11 protein-coding genes are annotated in these 14,790 nt (G+C 62.0%); 7 read left to right on the forward strand and 4 right to left on the reverse strand.

The genetic code is table 11. The features are described from left to right. Positions 1-213 precede the first annotated feature (213 nt). From RY113_RS12605 to RY113_RS12620, 4 genes are all read right to left on the reverse strand, one after another. A complete protein-coding gene (locus RY113_RS12605) occupies positions 214-2,979 on the reverse strand; it encodes a molybdopterin cofactor-binding domain-containing protein (RefSeq protein ID WP_315914838.1) in 2,766 nt (921 codons plus the stop codon). A 3-nt stretch (positions 2,980-2,982) separates the two neighbouring features. Further along, the gene (locus RY113_RS12610; protein WP_315914839.1) at positions 2,983-3,915 is read right to left on the reverse strand and encodes an FAD binding domain-containing protein; all 933 of its coding nucleotides are present in this window, start codon (positions 3,913-3,915) and stop codon (positions 2,983-2,985) included. Between the two features lie 103 nt (positions 3,916-4,018). Continuing rightward, entirely contained in the window at positions 4,019-4,507 is a 489-nt protein-coding gene (locus RY113_RS12615; RefSeq protein WP_110107108.1) for a nucleoside deaminase, read from the reverse strand. Between the two features lie 341 nt (positions 4,508-4,848). Then, positions 4,849-5,604, reverse strand: coding sequence for an IclR family transcriptional regulator (locus RY113_RS12620; protein WP_110107109.1), 756 nt, complete (start codon positions 5,602-5,604; stop codon positions 4,849-4,851). A 205-nt stretch (positions 5,605-5,809) separates the two neighbouring features. Here RY113_RS12620 and RY113_RS12625 point away from each other — a divergent pair, with 205 nt between their 5' ends. The 7 genes from RY113_RS12625 (at position 5,810) to gcl (ending at position 14,788) form a co-directional block, all read left to right on the forward strand. Next, on the forward strand, positions 5,810-7,216 hold the full coding sequence (locus tag RY113_RS12625; RefSeq protein ID WP_110107110.1) for an NAD-dependent malic enzyme: 1,407 nt from the start codon (positions 5,810-5,812) through the stop codon (positions 7,214-7,216). Beyond that, entirely contained in the window at positions 7,213-8,820 is a 1,608-nt protein-coding gene (gene aceB / locus RY113_RS12630; protein ID WP_315914840.1) for a malate synthase A, read from the forward strand. Before RY113_RS12625 ends, aceB begins: the two co-directional genes overlap by 4 nt. Before the next feature lie 2 nt (positions 8,821-8,822). Further along, positions 8,823-10,091, forward strand: a complete 1,269-nt coding sequence (locus RY113_RS12635; RefSeq protein WP_315914841.1) for a DUF6986 family protein — start codon at positions 8,823-8,825, stop codon at positions 10,089-10,091. A 12-nt stretch (positions 10,092-10,103) separates the two neighbouring features. Next, positions 10,104-10,916, forward strand: a complete 813-nt coding sequence (locus tag RY113_RS12640; RefSeq protein ID WP_315914842.1) for a bifunctional allantoicase/(S)-ureidoglycine aminohydrolase — start codon at positions 10,104-10,106, stop codon at positions 10,914-10,916. A gap of 228 nt (positions 10,917-11,144) precedes the next feature. Then, positions 11,145-11,939, forward strand: a complete 795-nt coding sequence (locus RY113_RS12645) for a TIM barrel protein (RefSeq protein WP_315914843.1) — start codon at positions 11,145-11,147, stop codon at positions 11,937-11,939. A 49-nt stretch (positions 11,940-11,988) separates the two neighbouring features. Further along, on the forward strand, positions 11,989-12,867 hold the full coding sequence (locus RY113_RS12650; RefSeq protein WP_315914844.1) for a 2-hydroxy-3-oxopropionate reductase: 879 nt from the start codon (positions 11,989-11,991) through the stop codon (positions 12,865-12,867). A 142-nt stretch (positions 12,868-13,009) separates the two neighbouring features. Beyond that, positions 13,010-14,788 carry a glyoxylate carboligase gene (gene gcl, locus RY113_RS12655; protein ID WP_110107115.1) on the forward strand — a complete coding sequence of 593 codons (1,779 nt, stop codon included), beginning with the start codon at positions 13,010-13,012 and terminating at the stop codon, positions 14,786-14,788. The last annotated feature ends 2 nt before the right edge of the window (positions 14,789-14,790 follow it).

Below are 14,790 nucleotides of genomic sequence, written 5' to 3' on the forward strand. Positions count from 1 at the left end.
GCCCTCCCGTTGTTTAGCTCGCAAGCGAGCTAAACAACGGGCCCCACGGGCGCGGGGCCCCACCCACCGACTCACCCTCGCCGGCGTGGGCCCACCCACACCCGCCCCACGGGCGCGGGGCCCCACCCACCGACTCACCCTCGCACTCCTCATAGAAGCAGCCGCCCGGTCTCACCAAAACGGTGGACCGGGCGGCTGCTTTTGTGCTTGCTACTATTCCACGCCCTGACTCTCTCTGGCTGCCTTCAACCCAAGATAAATCACGTCCCGGGCCAGCGGCAGCGAGGTGAAGCGCACACCCGTAGCATTGCGGATGGCGTTGGCCAGGGCCGGTGCCACAGGGTTAAACGGGCTTTCACTCATGGACTTCGCCCCGAGCGGGCCCACTGTGTCATGGGTTCTGGCGAAGTAGACTTCGCTGCGCGGCACGTCAGCAAAGGTAGGAATATGGTACTGACGCAGGATGTCTGAGGCCACCGACCCGTCGGGGCGAATCAATACCTCCTCATACAAGGCAGCGCCTAGAGCTTGGGCTATCCCGCCCTCGATCTGGCCTCGGCATTGCCTCGGGTTGACCACCACCCCTGCATCCGCTGCCTGCACGCTTTGAAGGATGCGTAATTCTCCCGTCCCGGTGTTGACGGCCACCCGGAAGCCTTGGACGTTGAAGGCCACCGAACGGGGTGTCCCACCCCAGCGCCCATCTGCGAGCAGTGTTTGCTTGTTGGACGCCGCCAACGAAAATACTCTGGTCAGGGGCAGCAGTGTCCCGCCGCAGTCCACACCATCTGGCACCAGCGTGCAATCAGCCGCGGCGGTTCCACTCATGGCTGCCGCCGCCTTGGTGATCTGCACCGCCAGCTCCTCGGCCGCCAACAGTGTGGCCTTGCCCGCCACCACGGTACCCGTGGAACCAAAGGCTCCTGTGTCATGTTCAGTCAGGTCAGTGTCAGATTGGCGAACAGAGACAAGGTCGGCGCGGCTGTTCAGCGCCGTCGCCGCTATTTGGGCATGGACTGTGGTGGTGCCGTTGCCGAATTCGGCCGTGCCCACCCTCACCTCAAAGCTGCCATCGGCCAACAGTTCCACCGCGGAGTGGGCAAAGTGTCCACGCGGCGGTACGGTGTCAATCATGCACAGCGCCGTACCCGTCCCAACGGCCCAATCGGGACCCAGATCATTTTGTCCGGCCTCTGCATACCGTTGTTCACCGCGGGCCAAGGCGTCGGCAACGAGTTCCACACACTCATCCAGTCCATAGCTGCCGTAGTGAACGTCTGCCTGCGGTTCTTCCGAGGCCGAAAGCATGGGCGTCCCATCCCGCACCATATTGCGACGGCGGAATTCCAGCGGGTCCATGCCCAGTGCAACGGCCAGCTCGTCCATAGCCGATTCCACGGCAAAAAACATCTGGCTCAGTCCGTAGCCGCGGAATGCTCCCGAGGGCAGGGTGTGCGTGTACACGGCACGGGCGTCGATCTTCTTATTGGGGCATTGATAGAGGGCCAAGGATTCCCCGCAGCCGTGGAACATGACCCCGGGGGCATGGTTGCCGTAGGCGCCGGTGTTCGTCACCACATCCACAGCGAGGGCGGTCAGTGTGCCGTCATTTCTGGCCCCGGCAGCGATCTTGATGGTGAAGGGGTGGCGTGTGGTGGAGGCTGTGAGCTGCTCGGTGCGTGTGTATTCAAGTTGCACGGGGCGGCGCAGAGCCAGCACCGCGAGCGCCACAATATCCTCCGTGAGCATCTCCTGCTTGCCGCCAAATCCGCCACCTACACGCCCCGCAACAACGCGCACATCCTCCTCGGGCAGACCGAACACACGGCACAGTGCCCGCCGGGTCAAAAAAGGGGTCTGCGTCGAGGACCGCACGTGGAGCCGCCCACCGGCGTCGAGGGTGCCAATGGCGGCGTGCGTCTCCAGCGCCGTGTGCTGCACCCGCTGAGTTGTGTAAATTTCCTCATGGAGCACGTCGGCGCCAGCCAGGCCCGCCGCCACATCGCCGAGCTCTGTGTGCAATTCCGCCACAATGTTCCGCACCGGGTCCCCAATACGGCTGGCTTTGGCGTCCTTGTCTCCGTGGACTGCCGCAGCTCCCGGACGCAGGGCCTCCTGCGGGTCAAAGACGGCGTTGCGTTCCTCATAGTTAACGACCAGGGCCCGGACGCCGGCTTCGGCCTCATGCACGGAATCGGCCACTACGGCGGCCACCCGTTGACCCACATAACGCATGATGGAATCCAGCACGAGGGTGTCATCCGGGTCATCGGTGAACAACTCGTGCTGGGCGGTGGAAAAAAGCTGTGCGGGTGAGTCGTGGTGAGTGAAGACGGCGCGCACGCCAGGCAGTGCCAGCGCTGCCGTGGTGTCGATGGAGAGTACCTTGGCGTGCGCGTGCGGGGAACGCAACAATTTCATGTGGAGCAGGCCGGGGTAGTCTGCGGGGTCCACATCGAGGGTGTACCGGGCTGCCCCTGTCACCACTGCTCGGCCGGCGGGAGCTCCCGGGCTGTCCCCCACATGCCCGCCGCAGCTTTGCTCTGTTTCCGTGGACACCCCGAGCACAGCGTCCTCTATGGCCCGGTAACCGGTGCAGCGGCACAGATTCCCCTTGAGGTTACGCGGTAGGTTCTCTTTTTGCTTCTGGTCGAAGGTGACTGCCGTCATGAGCATTCCCGCCGTGCAGAAACCGCATTGGAAGCCCTGTGCAGCCAGGAACTGTTCCTGGACGGGGTGCAAGGTGCCGCCGTCGGCCAGGCCTTCCACCGTGGTGATGGATTTACCCTGCGCACGCACGGCGGGATAAAGGCAGCTGTGGATGGGGGTGCCGTCCACGTGGACAGTACAGGCACCGCAGTCACCGCCGTCGCAACCCTTTTTGACGCCTAGCGCGCCTTCTTCGCGCAGGAAGGTGCGCAGGCATTGGCCGGGTCGTGGCTCATTACCGTGGTGTGTTCCGTTGATGTCCATAGCCATGGTTCAGTTTCCTTCCGGCAAGTAACCATCCGCCAGCGGCGCGTCCGGCAGGTGGCTCTGCAGCAATTCGATCCGTATTTCCTCGGCCAGCCGGTAAGTCATGTCGCGGCGCCAGAGCGGATCTCCGTGGACGTCGTCGTGGTACAGGGTCCCGGGGATGGCCTCGTCCAGAGCCCGCCGAAGCGCCGCTGCGTCCGGACGGGGATTCTGCGGGAAAAGATGGCCGTGCACCACGGCCGCACCGGGCAGCGGCTGCACTGCCGCCGCACCGAAGCGCAACTGAACGGGGTGCTTCGTTGAGGCGGTCACGGTGATGACCAGCCCGCCCTCGTCCCCCAGCCTGCCAATCAACAGCACCCCGGAGCGCCCCAGATTACTCAGGGAAAGCCTGCGGAAAGCCGTTGTGGCGCGCAGTGCCGCGGCCGGCAGGTGAATGCTACGTAGTAACTCCCCCGCGGCCAAGGAGGTGCTGGCATCCCCCACCACAAGATCGGCCACGGGTACCTGACGCTGCCCGCCGGCGGGCGTCATCACCGTCGCCACGCCGTCCAGTGCGGAGCAGAAGCTTGTCATGGGCCCGGCGGGCAGTGCCGTGCAGATGTTCCCGCCCACGGTGGAAACGTACCAGATTTTAAAGGACGCTACAAAGGCCTCGCAGCACTGGCGTACCAGTTCCAGTGCGGGCCAGTTGTTGGGCAGGCCCGCATGGGTGGGCAGTTCGTACAGTTCAGCAACAGTACAACTGGCGGCTAGATCCACCCCGTCCGGGGTGCTGGAGATCGCCACCCAGCCGGCCGTGGTGAGATCCAACAGGCGGCGTATGGAGACGCTGCCATAGGAAAATAACACCGTACCTCCTGCAAGCCAGGCATCACCCGCGCGCCATTGGGCGGGATCTGTTGTGGGGACCACCGCCTCAATCGTGTTCATATCCATGATTCACTCCTAGGAGAGCTGGGAAAATGTGGCCATGAGCGCCTTGCGAAAACGGATGCTGCATTCGCACACGGGCACCTTACCCCCGGTTCATGGAGCGGGCCTAGTAATCAATCCGGGTCTCAAGCGCGTTCCAGGCGTTGAAGGGCGCTAACGCGTCCACGGCCCCTGGCTCTAGCTGGCGCACGGGCAGGGGACGCAGTTCCACAGGCGTATCGAAGTACTCGTAGAAGGCGGCATCGTCAAAGCCGGCCCGGGCGGCGTCGTGCCTGTCAGCGGCAAAGTAGATCTTCTCCACGCGTGCCCACAACGATGAAGCCAGGCACATGGGGCAGGGCTCGCAACTGGTATACAGCGTGGCCCCGGAGAGGTCGAAGGTGCCCAAACTGGCGCACGCGTTGCGGATGGCGGTGACTTCGGCATGAGCGGTGGGATCATTATTGGCCGTCACCCGGTTGATGCCTTCGAATACCTGGCCGTCCGCTGTGACAACAATGGCACCAAAAGGCCCGCCCTTGCGCAGAACATTTGCCGTGGCTAAATCTACTGCCTGGGCCAGAAAATCCTGGCTGTTGCTCTCGTTGCTCTTCATGATGACTTCCCTTGTCATTGGGGCAACCGGCGGCGTTGGTCTTGGCGGATGCGCAAGCAAACAACAACGGACCGGTTTGCGCTTGGACGTATTCAAGACTCGGACATATTCAAGAACAGCCCGGTAGATAGCCACCTCGAAGGGCGCCCGCCATAGACATGGTCATGACACTAACATCGCACTGTGAGCTACGCAACAACATACGGGAAACCAATTTCATATGCCGGAAACAGCGGGTGGCCAAGGGCGCTAGCTCTGACGGAGCCTCACCTGCTCTGCAGCGGCCCTGCAGCGGCCCTGCTCTGCTTGCGCCTGTTTTGCAAGCGCCGCTTCGCTGCGCGTTAGTTTCGGTTGAGTTCGGCGGAAATGACCGCCGCAGCCCTGCGCAGCATGGGAACCGCCCGCTCGGCAAAGGACTCATCAACGCGTTGGACAGGTCCCGAAACGGAAATCGCCGTCGGTGTGGGTGCATCGGGAACAGCCATGGCGAAGCAGCGGACGCCAATTTCCTGCTCTTCCTCATCGATCGCGTAACCGCGCTCCCGGATAACATCCAAATCTGCCAGCAGGCTCTCAACGGTGCCGTGGCTCTTGATGGTGGGGGTGGGCATCCCGGTCCGTGTCACAATGTTTCGCACAACGTCATTCTCAAGCTGCGCCAGCAGCGCCTTGCCCACGCCGGTGTCGTGAGTATGCGCACGGCGTCCCACCTCCGTGAACATGCGCATGGAGTGAGGCGAGGGAACCTGGGCAATGTAGATGACCATGTCAGTGTCCAGCACAGCCATGTTGGCTGTCTCTCCCAATTGCTTTACCAAACTATCCAGCTGCGGCATGGCCATGGCGCCTAGTTGCTTCGTGGCGCCTTCGCCGAGGCGGATCAGGCGGGGCCCCAAAGCGTACCTGCGGCTGGGAAGCTGGCGGATGTAACCCAGAGACACAAGAGTGCGCAACAGCCTGTGGATGGTGGGAAGGGGTAGTTCCGTGGAGGAGGAGAGCTCGCTGAGGGTCACATTGCCACCAGCTTCAGTGATGAGCTCTAGCAGTTCAAAGACGCGCTCCACGGACTGGACGCCGCCGCTAGCTTTTGCCGCCATGGTCAGTCTCCTACTAAGGGGTATATTTCAACGATTAATTCGCATGATGGTATTCAAGTTCCAAATCCCCAACATACATCATTCCGCACAGCGGAAGATAAACGCGGGCAGGGCTTGAATTTCCACCAGATAGATAATAATATCCATTCTACGAGAACAATCGTAAATGTCGACCGCCCTCACGGGCCTACCTTAAGGACCTTCAATGGCGAATCCTAGCCCCGGCAACTCCATCACCCTTCGCGTTAGCGCTCCCTCCAACTTCACGGTCACCAGCGAGCTCGCAGCAGCAGCCGCTTCGGCCGGCGCCGCAGTCACAGCCCTGGACATCGTGGAGTCCCAGCATGAGAGCATCGTTGTCGACATCACGGCCAACACCACCGACGACGCCCACGCTGACCGAGTCAAGGATGCCTTGGAAGCACTTGACGGCGTTCATGTTCAGCACGTCTCGGACCGCACCTTCTTGATGCACCTCGGTGGCAAGCTTGAGGTCAACTCCAAGTTCGTCATCCGTAACCGCGATGACCTCTCCCGCGCCTACACCCCCGGTGTTGCCCGTGTCTGCATGGCCATCGCCGAGGATCCTTCCGCTGCCCGTAACCTTACGATCAAGCGCAACACCATCGCTGTTGTCACCGATGGCACCGCCGTCTTGGGCCTGGGCGATATTGGCCCCGCCGCAGCACTGCCCGTCATGGAAGGCAAGGCCGCACTGTTCAAGCAGTTCGCCAATGTCGATGCCTGGCCCGTATGCCTTGACACCAAGGACACTGAAGAGATCATCATGATCGTCAAGGCCATGGCCCCGGTCTACGGTGGCATCAACTTAGAAGATATCGCCGCCCCGCGCTGCTTTGAAATCGAGCGCCGCCTCAAGGAAGAACTGGACATCCCGGTCTTCCACGACGATCAGCACGGAACCGCGATCGTGACCCTCGCGGCACTGACCAACGCGCTGAAGGTCGTTGAGAAGAACATTTCAGACGTGAAGATTGTTGTGGCAGGCGTAGGCGCCGCCGGCAACGCCATCATCCAGCTGCTGCTGGCCCAGGGCGCAAAGAACATTGTGGCCTGTGGACGCAACGGCGCCGTCAACCGCAGCGAAGAATACACTGACGCACACCGCACCTGGCTGGCCAACAACACCAACCCGGATAACTTCACCGGCACCCTCCACGAGGCAGTGGTTGGCGCAGATGTGTTCATCGGTGTCAGCGGACCCAACGTCATCGGCGAAGCCGAAGTGGCTGCTATGGCCCCGAAGTCCATTGTCTTCGCCATGGCCAACCCCACCCCCGAGGTTGATCCTGTGATCGCCTCCAAGTACGCAGCCGTGGTTGCCACAGGCCGTAGCGACTTCCCGAACCAGATCAACAACGTCCTGGCGTTCCCCGGATTCTTCCGCGGATTGCTGGATGCGCACGTATCTGACATCTCGGATGAGATGCTTGTGGCAGCAGCTACGGCCATCGCCAACCGTGTCGATGCCTCCGAGCTGAACGCAAGCTTCATCATTCCTAGCGTCTTCGACCCGCACGTAGCCGGGGACGTAGCCGCCGCAGTGGCTTCCGCAGCCGCTTCAACACTCGCCGAGAGGGCCACCCTATGAGCACCCAGTCAGTAACCGTCACAGACCTCACACCCATCCCGCGGGCGGCTGAGATCCTCACGCCCGAGGCTCTGGAATTTGTGGGCGAACTCAACCGCCGGTTCAACCCTGTCCGTGAAGAACTCTTGGCTGCCCGCGGCACCAAGCGGGAAGTGGTTGCCGCCACCGGCAAGCTGGATTTCCTGCCGGAGACCGCCTCTGTGCGCGCAGGTGATTGGAAGGTTGCCCCCGCACCTGCCGCATTGACGGACCGCCGCGTGGAGATGACAGGACCTGCCTCACCGGCCAAAATGGCTATCAACGCGCTGAACTCAGGCGCCAAGGTATGGCTGGCAGATCTTGAAGATGCCTCCACCCCGCTCTGGGCCAACGTTGTTGACGCCGTCCTGAACCTCAAGGATGCCGCTGCCGGCACCTTGGAGTACACCTCCCCCGAGGGCAAGGAGTACCGGCTGCGCACCGACGCGCCGCTGGCCGTTGTTGTGGCCCGTCCCCGCGGCTGGCACCTGACGGAAAGCCATGTGCTGCTCGACGGCGCACCCACCTCGGGTGCACTCGTGGACTTTGGTCTGCTCTTCTTCCACACGGCCAAGGCACTCATTGCCAATGGTCAGGGCCCGTACTACTACCTGCCGAAGATGGAAAGCTACCTTGAGGCACGCCTCTGGAATGACATCTTCGTCTTTGCTCAGGACTACCTCGGAGTCCCCCAGGGCAGCATCCGCGCCACCGTGTTGATTGAAACCATCCCGGCCGCCTTTGAAATGGATGAGATCCTTTACGAACTGCGCGATCACGCATCAGGGCTCAACGCCGGGCGTTGGGACTACCTCTTCTCCATCATCAAGTACTTCCGTGATGCCGGCGAAGCTTTCACCCTCCCGGACCGTGCACAGGTAGCCATGACGGCCCCCTTCATGCGCGCCTACACCGAGTTGCTCGTGAAGACCTGCCACGCCCGCGGCGCCTTTGCCATGGGTGGCATGGCCGCGGTCATCCCCAACCGCCGCGAGCCCGAGGTAACGGCTGCAGCGTTTGAAAAGGTTCGCAATGATAAGACCCGTGAAGCCGGTGACGGCTTTGACGGTTCATGGGTTGCCCACCCGGACCTGGTTCCCGTGTGCCAGGAAGTCTTTGACGCTGTCTTGGGCGACCGCCCGAACCAGCTGGACAAGCAGCGCCCCGAGGTCAATGTCACCGCGGATCAGCTGCTGGATATTCCCTCCGCAGCAGGCACGGCAACAGAGGCGGGCCTGCGCCTGAACCTATATGTCGCCGTGGCTTACACCGCCGTCTGGATTTCAGGCAACGGTGCTGTGGCCATCCACAACCTCATGGAAGATGCCGCAACAGCGGAGATCTCCCGTTCACAGGTCTGGCAGCAGATCCGTAACAAGACCACCCTCGCCGATACCGGCAATGTTGTTACCAGGGAACTGGTCACCACCATCCTCGCCGAGGAAACGCAGAAGCTGCGCGGCGAAGTGGGCGAGGAGTCCTTCCAGAAGTTCTACAAGGATGCCAGCGCACTGATCAGCGATATCTGCCTCTCCGAGGACTACACGGACTTTTTGACCATTCCGGCCTACGAACTGGTGGGCTAAGAATGAGCGTTACCCCTTCACTAGACGCCGCCGATTTGGCGCACATCGAAGCTGCGTGCGCCGCAACGGATCAGTTGCTGGACCGCAACTACCCGGGCGACGATGGCAGCCGTCAGCCGGTTCACACTGTCTACGTTCCGGCAGATAAGTTCAACTCCACCTTTGCCGCCGACTGGGGCGCACAGGGCCTGGCCGCCATCGAGAACTATGGTGGTTTGGAAAAGCTCGGCACCTTGCTGGGCCAGGACGCCGAGCTGGCAGAGGCCGTGGCAACACGGGTGGCCGCCAAACTCACCAGTGAACCCATTGAAGATCTGCGCCTCGATTTTGAGGACGGCTTCGGGGATCGCGGCGACGAGGCAGAAGATGCTGCAGCAGTGGCAGCTGGCAAGGCTGTCAGTGCAGCAGTCAACGCCGGAACGGCACCGCCGTTCATCGGCATCCGTTTCAAGTGTTTTGAACTGGCTACCCGGGCCCGCGGCGTGCGCACCTTGGACCTGTTTGTCTCGGCCCTGGCCGAGGCAGGCGAGCTCCCCGACGGGCTCGTGCTGACACTGCCCAAGGTGACCACGGTGGACCAGGTCAAGGCCATGGACTTCGCGGTTAGCCGCCTAGAGGAAATTCATGCTCTGCCCGCAGGGCGTCTCCGTTTTGAGGTGCAGGTGGAAACCCCGCAGCTCATTCTTGGCCCGGAAGGCACCTCTCCCGTGGCCCAGTTGGCCCATGCAGTGCCCGGACGCATCAGCGGCCTGCACTACGGCACCTATGACTACAGCGCTTCGCTGGAAATCTCAGCGCAGTACCAGTCCATGGAGCACCCCGTGGCGGATTTCGCCAAGGAAGTCATGCAGTTGGCTGTCGCTGGCACGGGCATCCGCCTCTCCGACGGCTCCACCAACATCATGCCTGTGGGCGATGGCGCCGAGGCTGCTTGGGCCTTGCACGGGCGCCTGGTGCGCCGCTCCTTGGAGCGCGGCTACTACCAGGGCTGGGATCTGCACCCGGCCCAGCTGCCCAGCCGTTTCAGCGCAACCTACGCGTTCTACCGTCAGGGGCTGCCCGCAGCTGCTGTGCGGTTGCGCAACTATGTTGCGCAGACCCCCGGTGCCGTCATGGATGAACCGGCCACGGCACGCGCCCTGGCGAACTTCATCCTGCGCGGACTTATCTGTGGCGCTGCCAGCGCAGAGGAAGTACTCTCGCTGACCAGCCTGGACCAAAACCAACTTACGGCGCTGGCTCACCCCCGGCTCGCTACCGTCTCTCGCTAAAGGACTTGACTCATGAGTAAGTACTTCTCCCCCGCAGGCGGCCTGCCGCCGCAAACGCACCTGACCACAGAGCGCGCCATTGTCAAGGAGGCCTACACGGTCATCCCCAAGGGCGTCATGACGGATATTGTCACCAGCACCCTGCCGGGGTTCTCCAACACCCGCTCCTGGATTCTGGCCCGCCCCATCTCCGGCTTCGCCACCACCTTCTCCCAGCTCATTGTGGAGATTGCACCCGGCGGCGGCGCCCCGCGCGCCGAGTTCGAGCCCGGCGTCGAAGGCGTCATCTTTGTCACCAAGGGCAAGGTCAACCTCACCCTCGAAGGCGAACTTCACCAGCTTGAGGAGGGCGGCTACGCCTACCTCGCCGCCGGTGACATCTGGGGACTGGAAAACGTCTCCGACGGCGTTGTCACCTTCCAGTGGATCCGCAAGGCCTACGAGCGCCTTGAGGGCTATGAGGCCACCTCCTTCGTCACCAGTGACGCTGAAGTGGAACCCACTGCCATGCCGGATACCAACGGCGCATGGAAGACCACCCGCTTCACGGACTCTTCCGATCTGGCACATGACATGCAGGTCAACATCGTCACTTTCCAGCCCGGCGGCGTCATTCCGTTCCCCGAGACTCACGTCATGGAGCACGGCTTGTATGTCCTGGAGGGCAAGGCCATGTACCTGCTCAACAACGACTGGGTTGAGGTGGAAGCCGGCGACTTCATGTGGCTGCGTGCGTTCTGCCCGCAGGCATGTTACGCCGGCGGCCCGGGCGAATTCCGCTACCTGCTGTACAAGGACATGAACCGTCAAATCAAGCTGACTTAAGCTGCCGCTGCGGTTTATGCGCCCGCTTCCCATTTTTGCGCCCGGTCTACCGGGCGCGAGAACGGGGGGCGGGCGCATTTTTTTGGCTCTCCCTGCACTGGAGTGTGTCGAACCGGAGAAAACTCCCCTTGACGTGGGTCACATCATTCTCTAGACTTTTCATAAAGCAGAAACTAATTTCCACAATATGAAATGCATGGAATGAAGAATTCCTTGGAAGGACCTACAATGACGTACACCGTGAACTGCTCCATCCTCTTGACCGAACTGCCCTTGCTCGAACGCCCGGCCGCTGCAAAGGCAGCCGGATTTGATGCAGTTGAGTTCTGGTGGCCCTTCGAATCCAACGTTCCCGGCGATGCTGAACTCACCGCTTTTGAGCGCGCCATCACCGATGCCGGCGTCCAGCTCACAGGCCTGAACTTCAACGCCGGCAACATGCCCGGTGGTGACCGCGGTCTGGTCTCCTGGAAGGGCCGCTGCTCCGAGTTCAAGGACAACGTTGACTCCGTGGTCGGCATTGGCGAGCGCCTCGGAACCAAGGCTTTCAACGCCCTCTACGGCAACCGTCAAGACGATTACACCCCGGCGGAGCAGGACGAGCTCGCCGTGAAGAACCTGGTCTACGCAGCCCAGGGTGTAGCCAAGATTGGCGGCACCGTCCTTTTGGAACCCGTCTCCGGAACCCCGGCCTACCCGCTGAAGACCGCTGCTGACGTCCTGGCAGTCATCGCCAAGACCCAGGAAGCGGGCGTGGATAACGTCAAGCTGCTGGCAGATTTCTACCACCTGGCAGTCAACGGTGACGATGTCCCGGCAGTGATTGAAAACCATGCCAAGGACTTCGGCCACATCCAGATCGCCGACGATCCGGGCCGCGGAGCCCCCGGCACCGGCACCCTCCCGCTGGGCGAATGGATCACTCGCAGCCGCGAGCTCGGCTACGCGGGCCCCATCGGCTTGGAATACAAGTCCGCCGCAGCGGATGCGTTCAGCTGGACCATCCGCCAGCAGGCCAACTAATCCACGCCTCCTCCTTCTTCACCTCCACACTTCACGCAAAGGACACATTATGAGCAACGTTGCAGTAATCGGACTCGGCATCATGGGACTGCCCATGGCAGTCAACCTCGTCAAGGCCGGCCACACGGTTTCTGGCTTCAACCGCAGCCAGGGCGCCATTGACAAGCTCGTCGCAGCAGGTGGCAACGGTGCCACTTCCATCGCCGACGCCGTCAAGGATGCCGAATTCATCATCACCATGGTTCCGGACTCCCCCGACGTCGAAGGTGTTGTCAGCGGTAAGGACGGCCTTTTCGCCACTGCCCGCAAGGGTGCCATCTGGATCGATGCCAGCTCCATTCGCCCGGACGTGGCCAAGCGCCTCTCCGAAGATGCGCTTGCAGCCGGTATCCGCCCCTTGGACGCCCCGGTTTCCGGTGGCGAGCAGGGCGCCATTGACGGAGCTCTCTCCATCATGATTGGTGGTGCCGCAGAAGATTTCGCTGCTGCACAGGACGTTTTGAACGCCGTCGGCAAGACAATCGTCCACGTTGGCCCCTCCGGCTCCGGCCAGACAGTCAAGGCTGCGAACCAGCTCATTGTGGCCGTCAACATCCAGGCCCTCTCCGAAGCAATCGTCTTCCTTGAGGCCTACGGAGTAGATACCGACGCCGCATTGAAGGTCCTCGGTGGCGGCCTCGCCGGCTCCAAGGTCCTGGATCAGAAGGGTGCGAAGATGCTCGCCCGCAACTTCGACCCCGGCTTCCGCCTGGCCCTGCACAACAAGGACCTGGGCATTGTCACCTCAGCAGCCCGCGAAGCAGGCGTCACAGTTCCGCTTGGCAGTGCAGTTGCCCAGCTCGTCACCTCCATGGTGGCCCAGGGCGACGGCGCCTTGGATCACTCCGGATTGTTCAAGGCCGCACTGGCCTCCTCGGGCCGCAAGTAACCCCTTGCCCCACGGGTTCATCCCCACTAAACCTCCCGCCGTCGAGTGAGTGTCGAAGCGTTCGACGGCGGGAACCATCCCTTTCGCAGTACCGGCCGGCCCACAGCGGCTATGGCCCCACACATTTTGAAGGAGCAATACCATGGCAAAGATGCGCAGCGTAGATGCAGCCGTTTTGATTTTGGAAAAAGAAGGCGCCACCGAGATCTTTGGTCTCCCCGGAGCAGCCATCAACCCGTTCTACTCCGCCATGCGCGCCCATGGTGGATTGAACCACACCTTGGCACGCCACATGGAAGGTGCCTCACACATGGCTGACGGTTACTCCCGCGCAGCCGAAGGCAACATCGGCGTGTGCACCGGTACCTCCGGCCCCGCCGGCACCGATATGATCACCGGACTGTACGCAGCCCAGGCCGATTCCATCCCGATGCTGTGCATCACCGGCCAGGCCCCCGTTGCCAAGTTGCACAAGGAAGACTTCCAGGCTGTGGACATCGAGTCCATCGCAGCTCCCCTGACCAAGCTCTCCATGACCATCAAGGAGCCCGGCCAGGTTCCCGGTGCGTTCCAGAAGGCGTTCTACCTGATGCGCTCAGGGCGCCCCGGCCCGGTCCTGTTGGATCTGCCGATCGATGTGCAGATGGCCGAGATTGAGTTTGATATTGATGCCTACGAGCCCTTGGTGCCGAACAAGCCGGCCGCCACACGCAAGCAGGCTGGTAAAGCCTTGGATATCCTGCTGGCAGGCGAGAAGCCGCTGATCGTTGCCGGTGGCGGTGTCATCAACGCCAACGCATCAGAGAAGCTCGTCGAACTGGCTGAACTGCTGAACATTCCCGTCATCTCCACCCTCATGGGCTGGGGCACCATCCCGGATGATCACCCGCTGAGCGCCGGTATGGTGGGTCTGCAGACCTCGCACCGCTACGGCAACGCCACGTTCTTGGAGTCTGACACCGTCATTGGCATCGGCAACCGCTGGGCCAACCGTCACACAGGTGGCCTTGACACCTACCGCGGCAACCGCAAGTTCGTCCACGTAGACATTGAGCCCACCCAGATTGGCCGCGTATTCGCACCGGACTTGGGCATCGTCTCCGACGCTGGCGCAGCTCTGGACGTATTGCTGGAGGTCGCCCGTGAGCGTAAGGCAGATCTGAGCGTGCCGGACTACGGCCCCTGGTCCAAGGACTGCCAGGCTCGCAAGGGCTCGCTGCAGCGCAAGACCCACTTCGATAACGTGCCGATGAAGCCGCAGCGCGTGTATGAAGAAATGAATGCCGCCTTTGGCCCGGACACCACCTACGTCTCCACCATTGGTCTGTCACAGATTGCTGGCGCCCAGATGCTCCACGTCTTCGGCCCGCGCCAGTGGATCAACGCCGGACAGGCCGGCCCCTTGGGTTGGACCCTGCCTGCAGCCCTGGGTGTTGTCCGCGGCAAGCCGGGACAGACAGTTGTTGCCCTCTCCGGCGACTACGATTTCCAGTTCATGATTGAAGAATTGGCCGTTGGCGCGCAGTTCAACCTGCCGTACATCCACGTTGTGGTCAACAACTCCTACCTGGGCTTGATCCGTCAGTCCCAGCGCGGCTTCAAAATGGATTACCACGTCTCCTTGGCATTCGATAACATCAACTCCCCGGAGACCAACGGCTACGGCGTGGACCACATCAAGGTTGCCGAAGGCTTGGGCTGCAAGGCCATCCGCGTGGAGCGCCCCGAGGACATGGCTGCCGCCTTCGCCGAGGCCAAGCGCCTCATGGAAGAGCACAAGGTTCCTGTGGTTGTTGAAGCCATCCTGGAGCGCGTGACCAACATTTCCATGGGCACCGAGCTGGACAATGTCAACGAGATTGAAGACATTGCCGAGTACGCAGCTGACGCCCCCACCGCCATCTTGGCACTGCAGGGCTAGGG

This window comes from Arthrobacter sp. lap29, from assembly GCF_032458965.1.
Lineage (GTDB): Bacteria > Actinomycetota > Actinomycetes > Actinomycetales > Micrococcaceae > Specibacter > Specibacter psychrochitiniphilus.